This is a genomic window from Exiguobacterium sp. H66, from assembly GCF_018618705.1.
Taxonomy (GTDB): Bacteria; Bacillota; Bacilli; order Exiguobacteriales; family Exiguobacteriaceae; genus Exiguobacterium_A; species Exiguobacterium_A oxidotolerans.
In genome coordinates, this window is record NZ_JACSMQ010000001.1 from 309,923 (window position 1) to 327,238 (window position 17,316).

Here is a 17,316-nt window from a genome sequence, read left to right on the forward strand (position 1 = left end):
CTCATCAATCCTCCGCTAACCATGTGCGTAATAACTTCGCAAATTCATCTGGATTTGAGGATGCTAATTTTTCAAGCTGTTTCCGTTTGACTGCTCCGCCACTCGTATCTTCTGTCGATAGTTCTGGAATCTCTGTTTCGATTGGTGTCCATTCTTCTAATTCTTCGACTTCCGTCGTACGACGTCGTCGCATCATCATGAAGATGGCGCCGATGACGATCAGTGCTGCTGCACCAAGCGCGAACCAAACCCACATCGGCGTGACTGTAGTCGTCGCTTTTTGTGTTGGTGTTTCAGCGAACGGTCGGGACATGACGACGACCTTGTTCGTCAATTCGGCATCCGTCAACGTCGCTTTTGCATCCGTTTTCGTGATGGACGTCCGAATAATCGAGTAGAGCATCGTTTGAAGGTCCGTTTGAAGTTGCGGATCGATTTGAGCTTGACCTTTTGGTGGTTCAACGATGACTTGAATACCTAAATCACGTATTTCATAAGGTGCTCCCGTAATCTGTTTCGTAATCCGGTTTACTTCATAATTGATGATATCGTGCGTTTTCTCACTCGTATCACCTGTCGTTCCTGTACCGGCCGGGAAGTTGATGGTCTCATTTTCACCAGTACCGGCTGTTCCTTCATTCGCTGCACCCGTGTAGGCTTCGGCAACCTTTTCTGCCGAAGTTACAATCCCCTCGATTTTATCAGGGTCAACGGGTTCGACTAGTTTTTGTTCTTCTTGGCGCTGTGTGACATCGACGTCTGCCGTGACTGACACGAGCGCTTTTTGTGGTCCGAGAACGACGGATAACATTTGTTGAATTTGTTTTCGTAAATCATTTTCCGTTGTTTTCTTTAATTGCATCGGATCTGCGCCCCCAGCCGTCTGTGTTCCCTGGCCCGGTTCGTAGTACGTAAAGTACTGATCCATGATTGTAATATTTTCTTCTTTCAAATTAGGAATACTTTTTGCGATTAGGTGGTAAAGACCTTGTACAGTCTGTTGATTCAAATCACTCCCAGCGCTTGACGTTAACACAACCGATACGGTTGACGTCTCTTCGGCGTCTGATAAAAAGACGCTTTTTTCAGGAAGTGTAATCATTACCTTCGCTGCATCAATCCCGTTTACTTGCGTAATCAAGTTCTCAAGTTCAGTCTGCATCGTATCGCGCTCTAAAATATTCATTTCCTTGTCAGTCGTACCAAACCCGGCATTTTCACTGAAGAATGAATAATCGATTTGACCGGACTTCGGTATGCCAGCAGTAGCCAACTCTACTTTCAAATTTTCCGCATTCGCCTCCGGTACAAGAATCGTCACTCCGTCTGAAGCTGTCACAACTTCCGAACGAACGCCATCTTCATTTAATTTTTCAGTGACTTGTCCAGCCTCTTGCGGTGATAGTTTTGAATACAATGGCGTCATTGTCGGTGTCGACAACCAAATGATGGCAGCAATAAGAGCTGATAAAATGATTAAGGTAATACCGATGATGGTCGCTTTTTTTGTGAGTGACCATTCGTTCCATGTCGTGTTGATTGCGCTAAAACGCGCCTTTAGCCGTTCGTTCATCAAACATCTCCCACGCTTTCCTTAGCAGTCACAGTTGCATACGCATCATTTCTTGGTATGCCTCAATCCCTTTATTCCGGACTTCAATGGCGAGTTGCATAGAAAGCGATGCTTCTTCTGTTTTAATCATGATGTTATGTAGATCCGTTGTCTTCCCTGTCGCAAGGTCCACACGTGCTTGTGAGGATGCTTGTTGCGCGTCGTTCAAGCCGTTAATGGCTTGGCTTAGCACATCGCTAAAATCTCCTGGGGACGCCTTAGCGACTGATTGTGATGGTAAGACCATTTGTTGCATCCCTTGAATAGGTTGAATTGCCATGATGTCATCTCCTCGTTATTTACCGATTTCCATCGCTTTTACTAACATCGCCTTTGTCGCATTCAGCGCCGTGACGTTTGCTTCATACGAGCGGGTCGCGCCCATCATATCGACCATTTCCTTCAATAAATCCACGTTCGGCATTTTTACATAGCCAAGTTCGTCTGCATCTGGGTGGTTTGGATTGTACTCTAATTTAAACGGCTCTTGATCCTTCCGGATTTCACTGACTGTGACGCCGTTACCTGTTTCTTTTAATACGGCTAATTTTCGTGCATACGGTTGCCATTCTCCATTCACGAGTTCGCCTCGTGTCGTTTGAGCATTGGCGATGTTTGCTGATACCGTATCGAGTCGGAGCCGCTGCGCTGTTAATCCTGTAGCGGATGTATGAAATCCTGAGAACATCGTCATCTTTATCGCCCTCCTCGAATAACAGATTGAATACCAGAGAATTTACGATTCAATTGTTCGACTAGCGCTTCATATTCAATTTGATTGCGTGATAATTCAGACATCTCAAGGTCAATATCGACGCCATTTCCATCATTTCGCATCGATGTGCTTTGTTCGACGACCGTTCCTGAAGTATTAATCGTCGCATGTCGTTGTAAACTCATTTTCATCTCTGAATTCAATACATCACCAAAAACGAGGCGTTTTGCTTTGTATCCGGGTGTATCCACATTCGCAATATTCGTTGAGATTACTTTTTGAGCTGCAACCGTCCGATCGACGGCTTGTGTCATGAGTGAATAATCTGAGCCTAACCAATTCATGCCTTAACCTCCACTTGATTTTATATCGAGTATTTAGTTTTTTCGTAATCATTAGTAACACTTCTGAAATAATTGAAACAAATAGGTCAATGTTTGGAAAGAAGTTTTTTGAAAATCAGGGTAATGAGATGTTAAATTTCTGTTTTTTATTACCTTTTCTTATAAAAATGATAAATAATACCTATATAAGAAAAGAAGACCTAGTATTTACTAGGTCTTCTTGATTGATTCCAGTTTTCGTTGTTTAGTTTGATTTAATCCGTTCTAATTCATAAAGGAAATTATCGTTTAAGATTTTGATATACGTCCCTTTCATACCGAGTGAACGCGATTCGATGACACCCGCACTTTCAAGCTTGCGCAGTGCATTGACGATGACGGAACGTGTAATCCCGACACGGTCTGCAATTTTTGATGCGACGAGTAATCCTTCATTGCCGTCGAGTTCTTCAAAAATATGCTCGATTGCTTCAAGCTCTGAATATGATAACGAGTTGATTGCCATTTGGACGACAGCTTTTTTACGTGCTTTATCCTCAGCTTCATGTGCTTTCTCTCGAAGAATCTCCATACCGACTACCGTCGCTCCATATTCTGCTAGGACGAGATCTTCTTCGTCGAAATCATCGACCATTCGTCCGAGGACGAGTGTCCCTAAGCGTTCGCCGCCTCCGATGATTGGAACGATTGTTGTTTTTGATGATTCGAACGTATCACGATTATCAATCGGGAATGCCGTATGTTCACTATCAATCGTAATATTCGCTGTCGTTTCCATGACGTTAAATAAACGTTTTGTGTAGTCTTCTGGGAATTGACGTTCTTCGAGGAATCCACGAATTCGTGCATTCTCAATTTGTTGCTTGATGGCAATACCGAGTAATTTCCCACGGCGGCTAACGATGAATGTATTCGACTCCATGACTTCACTTAACCGTTCCGCCATAATTTTAAAGTCTACATGTGTACTAGCTTCCTGTTGTAACATCGTATTAAGCTTTCGTGTTTTTGCCAATAAATTCATGATTTTCTTCCTCCACTTATAAGATGAACTGACTTAAGTCACGATCATCTGCTACTTTTCCAACTCGGTCCATTACATATTGTGGTGTGATCGTAACATCCGACTCTGGCATATCTGCCGCTTCAAAGGATAGTTCCTCTAACACCCGTTCCATGATTGTATATAAACGTCGTGCACCGATATTATCAGTTTCATCATTGACCTGAGCAGCAATCCGCGCGATTTGACGAATCGCATCCTCGGTAAAGGTGACGTGGACCTGTTCTGCTCCAAGCAACGCTTTGTATTGTTTCAGTAACGCTTGATTCGGTTCTGTCAAAATCTTGACGAAGTCTTCTTCCGTTAAACTATCCAACTCGACTCGAATCGGGAAACGTCCTTGTAACTCTGGAATGAGATCAGACGGCTTCGCCATATGGAACGCTCCTGCGGCGATAAACAACATATGGTCCGTTTTGACCGAGCCGTATTTCGTCACGACGGTAGAGCCTTCGACGATTGGTAAGATATCTCGCTGGACACCTTCGCGTGAAACGCCGGCGCTATCTTGACCTTTCGTTGCAATTTTATCGATTTCATCGACGAAGATGATCCCCATTTGCTCCGCACGTCGAACGGCTTCGTCATGGACTTCGTTTAAGTCAAGTAAACGTTCCGCTTCTTCAGCAGTCAAAATCGGTCGTGCTTCTTTGACGGTCAGTTGTCTTTTTTTCGTTTTCTTCGGCATGACTTGACCTAGCATATCTTGTAGGTTTGATAAGCCTTCCATCCCTTGTTGTCCCGAAAATAAATCCATTTGGCGCTCTTCGACGTCGACATCAATCATGCGGTCTTCTAGTTGACCACTGATTAATTGTTGACGAATGACCGAGCGGTCCGCCGTATCATTCGCTGTTTCTTGTTCAGGTTGTGCTTGATTACCACCAAACAACATTTCGAATGGATTACTTCCACCACCAAGACCCGACGTCGATTTTTTTCCGACTAACGCATCCACGATCCGTTCGTTCGCAACGGCTTCTGCTCGATCTTTTAACGCTTCTTTCTTCTCATCTTTGACAAGACGGAGTGAAGCTTCGACTAAATCACGAACCATTGATTCAACGTCACGACCGACGTATCCGACTTCTGTGAATTTCGTCGCTTCGATCTTAACGAATGGTGCGCGAACGAGTTTTGCTAGACGTCTTGCGATTTCCGTCTTTCCGACTCCAGTCGGTCCAATCATCAAAATATTTTTAGGTGTTACTTCGTCGCGTAATGCCGGGTCGAGTAATTGGCGACGGTACCGATTACGAAGTGCGATTGCGACGGCGCGTTTCGCATCCGATTGTCCAACGACGTGTTCATCTAATTTGGCTACGATTTGTTTTGGTGTCAATTCATGCATCTGCACTTCCTCCAATCGTCTCTAAAACAATTTGATCATTCGTGAACACGCAGAGCTCTCCGGCTGTTTCAAGAGCGGCTCGTGCGATTTCTTCTGCTGACATCTGTCCAGCGTGACGTGCCAATGCTCGACCAGCAGCAAGCGCGTAATTACCGCCTGAACCGATTGCAAGAATTCCATCATCCGGTTCGATGACTTCACCATTTCCGGAAACGAGCAGTAAATGTGTCCCGTCCATGACGAGTAGCAATGCTTCGAGTTGACGTAACATTTTGTCGCCGCGCCATTCTTTTGCTAGCTCGACTGCGGCACGTTGGAGATTACCATTATACATCTCTAGCTTCGCTTCAAACTTCTCAAACAGCGTAAAGGCATCTGCTACACTTCCAGCAAATCCTGCAATCACTTTTCCCCCATAAAGGCGTCTTACTTTCTTTGCACTTTTCTTCATGATGACTTGATTACCAAATGTCACCTGACCATCTCCACTCATCGCGGATTGACCATTATGTTGAATCGCAAAAATCGTCGTTGCATGAAACATTCCGTTTCCTCCCTTAGGCACGCGGATGCGCTTGCTGATAAACATGACGCAACCGCTCCGTCGTTACATGAGTATATTGTCCCGTCGTCGATAGAGAGGCATGACCTAAGAGTTCCTGAACCGCCCGAAGGTCCGCCCCTCTCTCTAACAGGTCTGTCGCGAAGCTATGTCGAAGTGCGTGCGGCGTCACATGTTTCGAAAGCAAATGATCGCCTTTTTTTAAGATTTTACGAATACCGTCTGTCGTCAGTCGTCGTCCCGATTTCGAAACGAACACAGCCTGTTCCTTTTCATCTTTTCCTCGACGCTCTTGCAAGTAAACCTGCAACGTCCGTCTAGCGAAAGAACCCATCGGCGTGATGCGTTCCTTACGACCTTTTCCATATACATGGACATACTCTAAGTCTTGATCTAAATCTTGAAGATTTAGTCCTGCCAACTCACTGACACGCATCCCGGTCGCATAGAGCAGTTCAATCATTGCGACATTTCGGTTGCCTAGTGTATCTTCCGTTCGAAAGGCTTCTAAAAATCGTTCGTATTCAGATGGAACTAAAAAGGTCGGTAACGATTGGGCACGTTTGGGCGCTTTCAATCCTTCAAACGGGTTGACTGCATCCGTGTCGCGCGTCAAAAAGCGACCAAATTGCTTCAAGCATGATACTTTTTGGGCAATTGTCGATTTTGAAGCTTGTTGCTCGTAGAGTGCATACAAATAACGCCGTGCAGTTGCCAATTCAATCGATCGTAGTTGATGATCGAGGCAAAAAGCGGCGTATTGTCGAAGGGTTTGATCATATGAGCGACCCGTATTCGGAGATAGTTGACGTTCGATATGCACGTACCGCAAAAAGTCTTTCCGCAGCCGCTCAAACTCTGAGTCTAATCCCATTTCCGAGCCTCCTCCTGACCATGTGTTCTCGAATCGACCTTAGCATAGCACACCGCAAGTAGTCTGACAATAGACCAAAAACCGAAAAAATGACGAAATTATCACGCTTTTATGAAAAATTAAGAAATGGGGGAAAAGTCCGCTGTTTCTGCGGCTTTTCCCCCATCCTCTTTACATATCGGTAAAGTCTTTGATGGCTTCTAACGCTCGTTCTGCGAGGAGCGCATATTTCTCAGGTTTCTTCATTCGGACTGGATGACCGACGAGCCCGGGAACAAGTCCAAAGTTCGCGTTCATCGGTTGGAAGTTCTTTCCTTCCGTCGTCGTGATGTAGTGCGCCATCGCCCCCATCATCGTCTCTTTCGGGAACGCGATTGGTTCTACTTCATTCACTAACCGTGCCGCATTGATCCCTGCCGTCAAACCGGATGCTGCTGACTCGACATATCCTTCGACCCCTGTCATTTGACCAGCAAAGAATAAATCATGTCGTGTCCGTGTTTGATACGTCGCTTGCAATAAGTTCGGTGAATTGACGAACGTATTCCGGTGCATGACACCATACCGGACGATTTCGGCATTTTCTAAACCAGGAATCAAACGGATGATCCGTTTTTGCTCGCCCCACTTCAAGTGCGTTTGGAAACCGACGAGGTTGAAGAGTGTTCCAGCCGAGTTATCTTGACGAAGCTGAACGACTGCGTAAGGACGTTCGCCTGTTTTCGGGTCTTCAAGACCGACCGGTTTCATTGGTCCGAACAACAATGTTTTTGGTCCGCGTGAAGCGAGTACTTCAAATGGCATACAGCCCTCGAAGTAAATTTCTTTTTCAAATTCTTTCAGCGGAACGACTTCTGCCGCAATCAGCTCATTATGGAAATGCGTAAACTCTTCTTTTGTCATCGGACAGTTCAAGTACGCGGCTTCTCCTTTATCGTAGCGTGACTTGAGGTAGACCTTGTCTCGATCAATCGTATCCCCATCGAGAATCGGTGCTGCCGCATCGAAGAAATACAGATAATCTTCTCCCGTGAACTGTTTGAGTGATTCAGATAACGCAGCACTCGTAAGTGGTCCAGTTGCAACGATCGTCGGACCATCCGGAATCGCTTCAAGCTCTTCATGATGGACCGTGACGTTCGGATGATTCTTCAGTGTTTCTGTCACATAGCCTGCGAAGTCATGCCGATCGACAGCGAGTGCGCCCCCTGCAGGGACACTCGCTAAATCAGCCGCTTTCATGATGAGAGAGTCTAATTGACGCATCTCTTCTTTTAATACACCAACTGCATTCGTCAATTGATTCGCACGTAAGGAATTCGAACAGACGAGCTCTGCAAATTGATCGGTATGGTGGGCAGGGGTCTGCTTCACCGGTCGCATTTCATATAAATCTACTTGGACGCCTCGCTTCGCAAGCTGCCATGCTGCTTCAGAGCCTGCGAGCCCGGCGCCAATTACCGTTACTCGTTTCAACGGTCACTCCTCCTCTTGCTCTTGATCGATGCGCGTTTCATGATGTCCACAAGATGTACATTCTACTTTTACACCGTTCTTGATTTTCTTTTGTACCATCATACTGCTACAGACGGGACACGGCTCTTCGACCGGCTTATCCCATGAGACGAATTCGCACTCCGGATAATTTGAACACCCATAGAACAACCGGCCTTTTTTGCTGCGACGTTCGACGATGTCCCCTGTACCACATGTCGGACACTTGACCCCAATCTCGACTTGGATCGGCTTCGTGTTTCGGCATTCCGGGAAGTTTGAGCACGCCATGAACTTGCCGTACCGTCCCATCTTGATGACCATCGCATGACCGCATACTTCGCAATCTTCTCCGGCTGGTTCATCTTTGATTTCAATTTTCTCGATTTCTGCTTCCGCCCGCGTCAAACGTTTCGCGAATGATTTATAAATCGGATCGACGACTTCCGTCCACTGCATGTCGCCTTTTTCAATCGCATCAAGCAACGCTTCCATGTCTGCCGTGAATTGAACCGTGATGAATTCTTGGAAATAATCACTAATCATATCAATGACGAGCTCTCCGAGTTCAGTCGGTAAGAATTTCTTTTCTTCGAGCGTCACGTACCCTCGTTTTTGAATCGTGTCGAGTGTTGGAGCGTATGTCGACGGACGACCAATCCCGAGTTCTTCCATCGCTCGTACTAAACGTGCCTCTGTATAGCGTGGCGGTGGCTGCGTGAAGTGTTGTTTCGGGTCAATCGATTCCTGTTGCAAGACTTCACCGTCTTCGAGTGGTGGTAAGAGTCCTTCTTTGACGTCCGTCACTGCTTCATCATCTGTATCCTCGATGTAGACTTTCATGAAACCAGGGAATTTGACCGTCGAACCGTTCGCCCGGAACATGACATCGTTCGAATTCAAATCAACTTTGACCGTGTCTAAAATCGCCGGTGCCATTTGACTGGCGACGAATCGTTCCCAAATGAGTTTATACAGTCGGAACTGGTCTCGCGACAAATACGATTTAACGAGTTGAGGGTCACGCATCGTTGACGTCGGACGAACTGCTTCGTGCGCATCCTGTGAATTGGCCGATTTTTTCTCTTTACGTTTTTCACTGGCGATGTATTCTTTTCCGTACGCATTTTCGATGAAACCATGCGCTTCGAGGTTCGCTGTTTCAGACGTTCGTGTCGAATCGGTACGCATATACGTAATCAAACCGATTGTCCCTTCTTTCCCTAACTCGATTCCCTCGTAGAGTTGTTGGGCAATCATCATCGTTTTCTTCGCCCGGAAATTAAGCTTACGTGCCGCTTCTTGCTGGAGCGAACTCGTTGTAAACGGTAACGCTGGATTACGTTTGCGCTCTTTCTTCGTTACCGAGTCGACCGTAAAGGATTCTGAAAGTTTTGCCAACACCTCGTTGACATCTTCTTCAGAATGGAGTTCACGTTTTTTACCGTCGACGCCATAAAAGTTTGCTTCAAGTTTTTCACCGTTCGCATCAAGCTCCAGTTTAATCGTCCAATACTCTTCTGGTAAAAAGGCATTGATTTCTTGTTCCCGATCAATAATCATCTTCACGGCAACCGATTGAACACGTCCCGCAGACAATCCTTTTTTAATTTTCTTCCAAAGTAACGGACTCATGCTGTACCCAACAAGACGGTCCAAAATACGCCGCGCTTGTTGCGCGTCGACAAGATCATAGTTGATCTTGCGGGGTTTCTTGAACGAATCCTTGATGGCGTCTTTTGTGATTTCATTGAAGACGACCCGACACTCTGTCGATTCATCGACACCGAGGGCTTTCGCTAAATGCCAAGCGATCGCTTCCCCTTCACGGTCAGGGTCGGCCGCGAGATAGATTTTTTGTGCTTTTTTAGCAGCAGTTTTCAATTCTTTCAAGACCGGACCTTTACCACGAATCGTAATATATTTTGGTTCATAGTCATGTTCGACGTCGACACCCATTTGGCTTTTTGGCAAATCGATGACATGCCCCATCGATGCTTTCACGGTATAGTTCGAACCGAGATAACGTTTGATGGTTTTTGCCTTTGCAGGTGATTCGACGATTACTAAATATTTTGCCATTGCAATCGCTCCCTATTAGAGGCGTACTCGTATTTTAATCTCACTTATCATAGTAGTCTCGATTCCCATTTGTCAACGTCCATCAAGATACTTTTTGAAACTTCTTCCGGATTCAGGAGCGGAATCGCCCCTTCCGCAATCAATTGATTCGTTCCACAAAACATTTTTTCAGTCGGACAACCCGGCAAGCAATAGACGTCTTTTCCTTGGTCCAGAGCGTGTCCTGCTGTATTCATCGTTCCGCTTTTCAACGCTGCTTCGACGATGACGAGGGCTGATGATAATCCAGCGATGATGCGATTACGTTCTAAAAATTGGAATTTTTGAATGGGGGTCTCAGGAGGGTACTCGGAGAGCAACAAACCAGCTTGTGCGATGCGATCAAAGAGGGCCGCGTGTTGTTTCGGATAAAGAGAATCGAGTCCTGTTGCCATGACGGCGATGGTTGGTTGGTCATACTTCAAGGAAAGGCGATGGACGAGGGAATCAATCCCGTAAGCTCCACCAGAGACAGTGACGAAAGGGGAATTAAAAAACGGGCGTAAGAACGATAGACGTTCTTTATGGGACGGGGATGGGGTTCGGCTACCGATGATGCTGATTAAAGGATGACGCAGAAGCGACGAATCGCCTACGTAATACAGACCGTAAATCGGTCGTGGTATGTGGAGTAACTGTTGCGGGAACTCGGGATCGGTCGGGACAAGTAACTGAGACGGGAGGTGTTCGAGTGAAAGAGCTGCTTGATATCGCTTTTTACTCTCGGCATTTGTCGGAAGATCAGCGACCGATAAAATACCATATTGTTCTACTAAGGCGACAATCGGATAAGGAACACGACATGCTGCAAATCGGACGTACCATTCTCGCTCCATTAACATACACTCCTTTTATATAGAAGAAAGCCGTCCTGAATCTTCAGGACAGCTCTCGACATTTTTATTTGACCGTTGAACCCGTGACACATTGATCGTAGATACCAGCATCTTTGATGACACGAATTAACGTTTCACCAATGACTGCCGGAGAGTCTGCGACTTCGATACCATTTGCACGAAGTGTCTTGATTTTTTCCGATGCCGTACCTTTACCACCTGAGATGATGGCACCCGCATGACCCATACGTTTGCCCTCAGGAGCAGTTTGTCCACCGATGAATCCGATGACCGGCTTCGTCATGTTGGCTTTGACCCACTCAGCCGCTTCTTCTTCTGCCGTACCACCGATTTCACCAAGCATGATGACCGCTTTTGTTTCAGGATCTTCATTGAACGCTTTGAGCGTGTCGATGAAGTCTGTCCCGTTGACAGGATCACCACCGATACCGACAGCAGTCGATTGACCGATTCCAGCCGTCGTCAATTGGTGCACCGCTTCATACGTCAATGTCCCAGAACGTGAAACGATTCCGACATGACCTGGTGTGTGGATGTAACCAGGCATGATGCCAAGTTTCGCGACACCTGGTGTGATAACGCCAGGACAGTTCGGACCAATCAAACGAACTGGTTTTCCGTCAAGATAACGTTTTACTTTTACCATATCAAGAACGGGAATTCCTTCTGTGATACAGATGATGAGAGCGATGTCTGAATCCGCTGCTTCCATGATTGCATCCGCAGCGAATGCTGGTGGTACATAGATAATCGATGCATTTGCCCCTGTTTTAGCGACTGCTTGCGCAACCGTATCAAAGACAGGCACGCCACCGAGCACTTCTGTTCCGCCTTTACCTGGTGTGACACCACCGACGAGGTTCGTTCCGTAATCAATCATTTGTTCACCGTGGAACATCCCTTGATTACCTGTAATTCCTTGAATGATCACTTTTGTTGATTCGTTTACCCAAATACTCATCCTTAGCTCCCCCTTACTTCACGAGCGCAGCGATTTTTTCTGCGCCGTCTGCCATTGATGTAGCTGCTGTAATCGCTAGACCTGAATCTTTGAGAATTTGTTTCCCTGCGTCAACGTTTGTTCCTTCAAGACGAACGACGAGTGGTAACTCTAAGCCGACTTCTTTTGTTGCTGCAACGATCCCTTCCGCGATGACATCACACTTCATGATGCCGCCGAAGATGTTGACAAAAATTCCTTTGACGTTATCATCTGAGAGAATCAATTTGAACGCTTCTGTTACTTTCTCTTTCGTCGCGCCGCCACCTACATCGAGGAAGTTGGCCGGATCGCCACTGAAGTGTTTGATGATGTCCATCGTTGCCATCGCAAGACCTGCGCCATTAACGAGACAGCCGATATTCCCATCAAGCGCGATGTAGTTCAAATCGCTTTTTGAAGCTTCGACTTCACGTGGATCTTCTTCCGTTTCATCACGGAGTGCGACGATGTCCGCATGACGATACAACGCATTCGAATCGAAGTTCAACTTCGCGTCAAGTGCAACGACATCACCGTCTTTTGTTGTGACGAGTGGATTGATTTCAGCGATTGAGCAATCCTTTTCAACGAAGAACGTGTAGAGTTTCGTCACCATACCAACGAATTTGTTAACGAGTTTAACGGGTACACCCATTGCGAACGCTAATTTACGTGCTTGGAAAGCTTGAAGTCCGACTGCTGGATCAACGATTTCCTTGATGATTTTTTCAGGAGTCGCTTCTGCCACTTCTTCAATATCCATTCCGCCTTCACTTGAACCCATGATGACGACACGACCTGTCACACGATCAAGGACAATCCCGAGATAGTATTCCTTATCGATCGCACAACCTTCTTCGACGAGAAGACGTTGAACGACTTTACCTTCTGGTCCTGTTTGATGCGTGACGAGCGTTTTGCCGAGTAACTCCGTCGCGAATTCTTTTACTTCTTCTTGCGATTTTGCTAGTTTGACACCACCAGCTTTACCGCGTCCCCCTGCGTGAATCTGTGCTTTGACAACTTTAATTGGGCCTGACAATTGTTCTGCTGCATCCACAGCCTCTTCGACCGTAAATGCTGCGATTCCGTTCGGTACAGGTACACCGTATGAACGAAGTAACTCTTTTGCCTGATATTCATGTACATTCATGAAAAAATCCCCCTTAACCCCTTTAGTTTCGGCTCTTTCATTGTAGTTAAAATTGGAAGCGCTGTCTATCGTTATCGACCGAAAGCATTTATTTTTTCGTGATTCCCTCATGATCGAGCTGATACAAAAAGGCAAACAGCTCGGCGATGACCCCGTATAACTCCGGCGGAACTTGTTCGGAGACTTCAATCGCATCAAGTAATGTGATCAAGGTTTGATCTTGCCGAATCGGAATGTTGTGTCGGATCGCTTCTTCTAAAATCCGCTCGGCGACGATTTCGGAACCTTTGGCGACGACTTTTGGAGCTGCCATTTGTTCTTCATAAGATAAGGCAATCGCTTTTTTCATGCTTGATAATCCACCCTTCCACTCCGACGTGTCAAATCGATAGGCACCCGCTCTTTCGTTTGTTCGACCAATTCAAAACGAATCAACTCATATCCCTGCTCCTTTAAGCGTTGTTCCATCATCGGTTGATAAGCGTCCATGAATGCGCTAATCCGTTGATCCGGATGAAAGACGGAAACAGCCATCTTTCGATCAGTGATTAATAAGTCAATCGCAATTTCGCCCAACTGAGGCAGTTTGAGATAAAAAGCGATTCGGGCATGGTCCGGGTTGAATTCTTTTTTGTCGAACGGTGCTTCCATCGTCACATCGACATCTTCAAAGGGACCAAACTGTGGTAGTTGCAACATAAAGATGCCGCGTCCCGGTTCATTCGTCGCTTGAACGAGTTGTTGCGTCAAGATTTGATCACTCGTCTTTCGGTCAAGGGACCCTTGCCCATCTGCCTCTGCAGTACGCGCTAACTGAATGAGCTCAACAATTGTCTGTTTGAGTACTTGACCCGATCCTTCCATCGCGCGTTGGCCAAGTTGTTGCAAAATCGTACGCGTCGTCTGCGGTACTCCCTCTGACGCTGGTCGCAAGAGACTCTCAAGCATCGAAGGAAGGACTTGTTTCGCCGCAGTTTGTGGAGCTTCCGACAAAATCTTCAGTACGGGTTGCCCTTCCGTACTCGTCACGACGAACCGGTACGACATCCCTTCTTTCAAGTCGGCCGTCGTTCCGGCAGTTAAAACCCGTTGTCCGACTTGTAACTCCATCAAACCATCGGGGAGGAGCTTCAGCACTTTGCCGACGACATTCGCCCCTTCACGTAACGGCATGTTGGCTTGGTCGATGACCTTAAAGGGGAGTAAAGCCCGATGTTCGATTTGCACGCGCATTCACCTCCTAGAGTCGATCAAGAACCGGTTTAAACGTTTTGCGATGAATCGGTGTCACACCGTATGTATCGAGTGCCTGCAAATGCTGTGCTGTCCCGTACCCTGCATGTTGCTCAAACCCGTATCCCGGATACTGTTTCGCATAGTCCTCCATCATCGCATCACGCGTTTCCTTCGCAATGACGCTCGCCGCTGCGATTGAGATGCTACGCGCATCCCCTTTAATCAGTGACGTTTGAGGTAGATTGAGATCAAGCTCCATCGCATCGACGAGCAATGCCTCGGCAGACACGCCATTCACCGCTTGTAACATCGCCTGTTTCGAGGCTTGGTAAATATTGATCCGGTCAATTTCTGCTGGTTCGATGATGCCGATGGCGACCTCTGCGACTTTACGAATATGCTGATACGCCAGTTGCCGTTGTTTTTTTGACATTTGTTTTGAGTCCGTCAACGCGGGGTGATAAAAATCTTTTGGTAAGATGACTGCTGCCGCGACGACAGGTCCAGCAAGCGGACCTCGCCCGACCTCATCGACACCAGCAATCTTCTCCCACCCCTGTGCCCGGTAAGCTTCTTCGAACTGCGAGCGTTCAATAAAACTGAGGCGCAATTGTTCTTCGAGATCGAGGCGACGGCTTGTTTGTTTCAATAACAGCCTAATTCCTTTTCGTTCATCATGCATCAGATCCTGTTCGATGGCTGCGAATTGTTCGCGTGAAATCCCTTTGAGACGTTCTCTTAAGTCTTGAATCTTCATCTGACATTCACTCCTATTTCGAAAAAAGCTTGGACCTTCTAGAGAAGGTTCCAAGCTCGTCTTATTCTGCTGTTGTTGCCCATTCTTCGACTGTTTCAAGTGTCACACGTCCGACTTTTTCCGTCCGTAGCTCATGTAACAACATCTCGCTCGTCCGTTCGAAATCGACGTATCCACCTGAATTGAACCCTCGTTTGTTCCCGATTGCTTCTAGTACATCAACGGCTTCACCGGACACATCGTCTAAGCGATAGCGTTCCATCAATTGCTCCGGATAACGCGATTTGAGCTCACGGATGGCAAACAGCGCGATGTCATCGATGTTTAAGATATCATCTTTGATTGCACCTGTTGCTGCTAGACGATAGCCAACCAACTGATCGTCGAATTTCGGCCAGAGAATACCTGGTGTATCGAGCAACTCCATCTCACCTGTCTTCATTTTGATCCATTGCTGACGTTTCGTCACACCCGGGCGGTCACCCGTGATGGCAATGTTTCGTCCGGCAAGGCGATTGATTAATGTTGATTTCCCGACGTTCGGGATGCCGATGATCAACGCTCGAATCGCACTCGGATTTCGTCCCTTTTCACGCATGCGATCATGTTTTTCTTTCATCAGGCGTAATGCACCTTCATGAATTTGTCCGAGACCCTTATTGTGTTTCGCATCGACAGCGATGACATCGACTCCATCCTTACGAAGGGCTTTCATCCAGCGCTCCGTCAAACGCGCATCAGCCATATCGGCTTTGTTCAAGACGATTAACCGCGGTTTTCCTGCCGTAATTTGCTCGACCATCGGATTGCGACTCGACATCGGGAGACGTGCATCGACCAATTCGATGACGACGTCGATTAATTTTAATTTTTCCTGGACTTCACGACGTGCTTTCGCCATGTGACCAGGGAACCATTGTATCGTCATATATTCCACCTCAACTCATCATATTACTGGACTGCTAACTTCATGTTGTGTGACGCGGTAAGACCTGCTTCAGTTACCGTCACTTCGTTCTCAAGAAACGATCCATCCCTTAGTATACGCAAAAAAAGCCAAGAAAAGAAGTAGTGTCGTGCGGACACTACTCAATTCCTGACCTTGTTCCATCAAACGCACGGTTGATGGAGCTGTTTCTGCTAGACTCACCTTACTACGCGCCCATGATTTTTTAATCAACTGATCGTAAATCACCGAACGGATAAAAGACGAAATTTGTCGTTCCGACGATTTGATCTTCATCGACGAACCCGATGTCACGGCTATCTTTTGAGTTTTGACGGTTGTCCCCCATGACGAATACTTTACCGGCGGGTACTTTCGTTTCGCCGGTCCGTTCTTCTAATGTAAAGTCTTCCGTCAACGGAACACCATTCATTTGCGCTTTAAATTCTTTTAAATATGGTTCTTCCACTTTTTTATCGTTGATATACAGCATATCATCCTTGTAGTACAGCGTATCGCCTGGGACAGCGATGACACGTTTAATATAGTCACGTGTTTCCGTCGCATGGAAGACGACGATATCGCCACGCTCTGGTTCATTAAAGTAATAGGGAACCTTATTGACGACCATCCGGTCTGAATTGTGCAGTGTCGGCATCATCGACTCGCCGTCCACGATGACCGGGACGAATAGAAACGTTCGGATGATGAACGCAATCACGAGCGCTACGACAAGCGCCTTTACCCAACTAAATAACTCCTTCACGCGTTCCACTCCTTTGATTAAATCTTTAACCTAGACTTAGTATACGCATAAACGATAAAAAAAAGAAGCTTGTCCGAGGACAAGCCACTTTTTCACATGATTAACGACGAACTTCTTTAATACGCGCCGCTTTACCACGAAGGTTACGGAGGTAGTAAAGTTTCGCACGACGGACTTTACCGTAACGAACGACTTCGACTTGTGCAACACGTGGTGAGTGGAGCGGGAAAGCACGCTCTACGCCAACTCCGTAAGAAATCTTACGGACTGTGAAAGTTTCACTGATGCCGCCACCGTGACGTTTGATGACTACGCCTTCGAAAAGCTGGATCCGCTCACGCGTACCCTCGACGACTTTAACGTGTACACGGACTGTATCCCCAGGACGGAACGAAGGGACGTCTGACTTGATTTGTTCTTGTGTAATTTCACGGAACAATTGTTGTGTGTTCATGAATGATTTCTCCTTTTTTCACCAATGTT

Annotated in this window: 19 protein-coding genes; all 19 read right to left on the reverse strand. The window is 46.6% G+C overall.

Features of this window, described 5'->3' with window-relative positions; genetic code table 11:
- Positions 1-4: 4 nt before the first annotated feature.
- The 19 genes from fliF to rplS all read right to left on the reverse strand — a co-directional run bounded on the left by fliF (position 5) and on the right by rplS (position 17,287).
- A complete protein-coding gene (gene fliF, locus KNP88_RS01610) occupies positions 5-1,573 on the reverse strand; it encodes a flagellar basal-body MS-ring/collar protein FliF (protein ID WP_088837366.1) in 1,569 nt (522 codons plus the stop codon).
- A 28-nt stretch (positions 1,574-1,601) separates the two neighbouring features.
- Positions 1,602-1,892: a flagellar hook-basal body complex protein FliE gene (fliE, locus tag KNP88_RS01615; protein ID WP_088837367.1), complete on the reverse strand. Its 291-nt coding sequence runs from the start codon at positions 1,890-1,892 to the stop codon at positions 1,602-1,604.
- 15 nt (positions 1,893-1,907) lie between these two features.
- Complete coding sequence (gene flgC, locus KNP88_RS01620) at positions 1,908-2,306, reverse strand: flagellar basal body rod protein FlgC (protein WP_029330818.1); 399 nt, start codon at positions 2,304-2,306, stop codon at positions 1,908-1,910.
- A 2-nt stretch (positions 2,307-2,308) separates the two neighbouring features.
- Entirely contained in the window at positions 2,309-2,671 is a 363-nt protein-coding gene (flgB, locus tag KNP88_RS01625; RefSeq protein WP_088837369.1) for a flagellar basal body rod protein FlgB, read from the reverse strand.
- 244 nt (positions 2,672-2,915) lie between these two features.
- Entirely contained in the window at positions 2,916-3,695 is a 780-nt protein-coding gene (gene codY, locus KNP88_RS01630) for a GTP-sensing pleiotropic transcriptional regulator CodY (protein WP_029330822.1), read from the reverse strand.
- A 16-nt stretch (positions 3,696-3,711) separates the two neighbouring features.
- Positions 3,712-5,091 (reverse strand): ATP-dependent protease ATPase subunit HslU, encoded by a 1,380-nt coding sequence (hslU, locus tag KNP88_RS01635; protein ID WP_029330824.1) that lies wholly within the window; start codon positions 5,089-5,091, stop codon positions 3,712-3,714.
- On the reverse strand, positions 5,078-5,629 hold the full coding sequence (gene hslV, locus KNP88_RS01640; protein ID WP_029330826.1) for an ATP-dependent protease subunit HslV: 552 nt from the start codon (positions 5,627-5,629) through the stop codon (positions 5,078-5,080). The genes hslU and hslV overlap by 14 nt, the downstream gene beginning before the upstream one ends.
- A gap of 13 nt (positions 5,630-5,642) precedes the next feature.
- On the reverse strand, positions 5,643-6,521 hold the full coding sequence (locus tag KNP88_RS01645) for a tyrosine recombinase XerC (protein ID WP_214892044.1): 879 nt from the start codon (positions 6,519-6,521) through the stop codon (positions 5,643-5,645).
- A gap of 171 nt (positions 6,522-6,692) precedes the next feature.
- Entirely contained in the window at positions 6,693-7,997 is a 1,305-nt protein-coding gene (gene trmFO / locus KNP88_RS01650) for an FADH(2)-oxidizing methylenetetrahydrofolate--tRNA-(uracil(54)-C(5))-methyltransferase TrmFO (protein ID WP_088837372.1), read from the reverse strand.
- Positions 7,998-8,000: 3 nt separating this feature from the next.
- A complete protein-coding gene (gene topA / locus KNP88_RS01655) occupies positions 8,001-10,097 on the reverse strand; it encodes a type I DNA topoisomerase (RefSeq protein WP_214892046.1) in 2,097 nt (698 codons plus the stop codon).
- Positions 10,098-10,144: 47 nt separating this feature from the next.
- On the reverse strand, positions 10,145-10,972 hold the full coding sequence (dprA, locus tag KNP88_RS01660; RefSeq protein ID WP_214892048.1) for a DNA-processing protein DprA: 828 nt from the start codon (positions 10,970-10,972) through the stop codon (positions 10,145-10,147).
- Positions 10,973-11,036: 64 nt separating this feature from the next.
- Positions 11,037-11,954 (reverse strand): succinate--CoA ligase subunit alpha, encoded by a 918-nt coding sequence (sucD, locus tag KNP88_RS01665; RefSeq protein ID WP_088837375.1) that lies wholly within the window; start codon positions 11,952-11,954, stop codon positions 11,037-11,039.
- Positions 11,955-11,967: 13 nt separating this feature from the next.
- A complete protein-coding gene (gene sucC, locus KNP88_RS01670; RefSeq protein ID WP_029330843.1) occupies positions 11,968-13,128 on the reverse strand; it encodes an ADP-forming succinate--CoA ligase subunit beta in 1,161 nt (386 codons plus the stop codon).
- 88 nt (positions 13,129-13,216) lie between these two features.
- Positions 13,217-13,477: an EscU/YscU/HrcU family type III secretion system export apparatus switch protein gene (locus KNP88_RS01675; RefSeq protein ID WP_214892050.1), complete on the reverse strand. Its 261-nt coding sequence runs from the start codon at positions 13,475-13,477 to the stop codon at positions 13,217-13,219.
- Positions 13,474-14,355, reverse strand: coding sequence for a flagellar hook-length control protein FliK (locus KNP88_RS01680; RefSeq protein ID WP_214892052.1), 882 nt, complete (start codon positions 14,353-14,355; stop codon positions 13,474-13,476). Before KNP88_RS01680 ends, KNP88_RS01675 begins: the two co-directional genes overlap by 4 nt.
- A gap of 13 nt (positions 14,356-14,368) precedes the next feature.
- Positions 14,369-15,121 carry a ribonuclease HII gene (locus tag KNP88_RS01685; protein WP_088837378.1) on the reverse strand — a complete coding sequence of 251 codons (753 nt, stop codon included), beginning with the start codon at positions 15,119-15,121 and terminating at the stop codon, positions 14,369-14,371.
- Between the two features lie 61 nt (positions 15,122-15,182).
- Complete coding sequence (gene ylqF / locus KNP88_RS01690) at positions 15,183-16,049, reverse strand: ribosome biogenesis GTPase YlqF (RefSeq protein WP_088837379.1); 867 nt, start codon at positions 16,047-16,049, stop codon at positions 15,183-15,185.
- A 244-nt stretch (positions 16,050-16,293) separates the two neighbouring features.
- Entirely contained in the window at positions 16,294-16,833 is a 540-nt protein-coding gene (gene lepB, locus KNP88_RS01695) for a signal peptidase I (RefSeq protein ID WP_088837380.1), read from the reverse strand.
- Between the two features lie 100 nt (positions 16,834-16,933).
- Positions 16,934-17,287, reverse strand: a complete 354-nt coding sequence (gene rplS, locus KNP88_RS01700) for a 50S ribosomal protein L19 (RefSeq protein WP_088837381.1) — start codon at positions 17,285-17,287, stop codon at positions 16,934-16,936.
- Between the last annotated feature and the right edge of the window lie 29 nt (positions 17,288-17,316).

Coding starts and splice junctions, on each gene's coding strand:
- fliE (WP_088837367.1), bottom strand. CDS start 1,892: ATGGCAATTCAACCTATTCAAGGGATGCAACAAATGGTCTTACCATCA.
- fliF (WP_088837366.1), bottom strand. CDS start 1,573: ATGAACGAACGGCTAAAGGCGCGTTTTAGCGCAATCAACACGACATGG.
- codY (WP_029330822.1), bottom strand. CDS start 3,695: ATGAATTTATTGGCAAAAACACGAAAGCTTAATACGATGTTACAACAG.
- sucD (WP_088837375.1), bottom strand. CDS start 11,954: ATGAGTATTTGGGTAAACGAATCAACAAAAGTGATCATTCAAGGAATT.
- ylqF (WP_088837379.1), bottom strand. CDS start 16,049: ATGACGATACAATGGTTCCCTGGTCACATGGCGAAAGCACGTCGTGAA.
- sucC (WP_029330843.1), bottom strand. CDS start 13,128: ATGAATGTACATGAATATCAGGCAAAAGAGTTACTTCGTTCATACGGT.
- KNP88_RS01685 (WP_088837378.1), bottom strand. CDS start 15,121: ATGAAGATTCAAGACTTAAGAGAACGTCTCAAAGGGATTTCACGCGAA.
- KNP88_RS01645 (WP_214892044.1), bottom strand. CDS start 6,521: ATGGGATTAGACTCAGAGTTTGAGCGGCTGCGGAAAGACTTTTTGCGG.
- flgC (WP_029330818.1), bottom strand. CDS start 2,306: ATGACGATGTTCTCAGGATTTCATACATCCGCTACAGGATTAACAGCG.
- rplS (WP_088837381.1), bottom strand. CDS start 17,287: ATGAACACACAACAATTGTTCCGTGAAATTACACAAGAACAAATCAAG.
- hslV (WP_029330826.1), bottom strand. CDS start 5,629: ATGTTTCATGCAACGACGATTTTTGCGATTCAACATAATGGTCAATCC.
- KNP88_RS01675 (WP_214892050.1), bottom strand. CDS start 13,477: ATGAAAAAAGCGATTGCCTTATCTTATGAAGAACAAATGGCAGCTCCA.
- topA (WP_214892046.1), bottom strand. CDS start 10,097: ATGGCAAAATATTTAGTAATCGTCGAATCACCTGCAAAGGCAAAAACC.
- dprA (WP_214892048.1), bottom strand. CDS start 10,972: ATGGAGCGAGAATGGTACGTCCGATTTGCAGCATGTCGTGTTCCTTAT.
- flgB (WP_088837369.1), bottom strand. CDS start 2,671: ATGAATTGGTTAGGCTCAGATTATTCACTCATGACACAAGCCGTCGAT.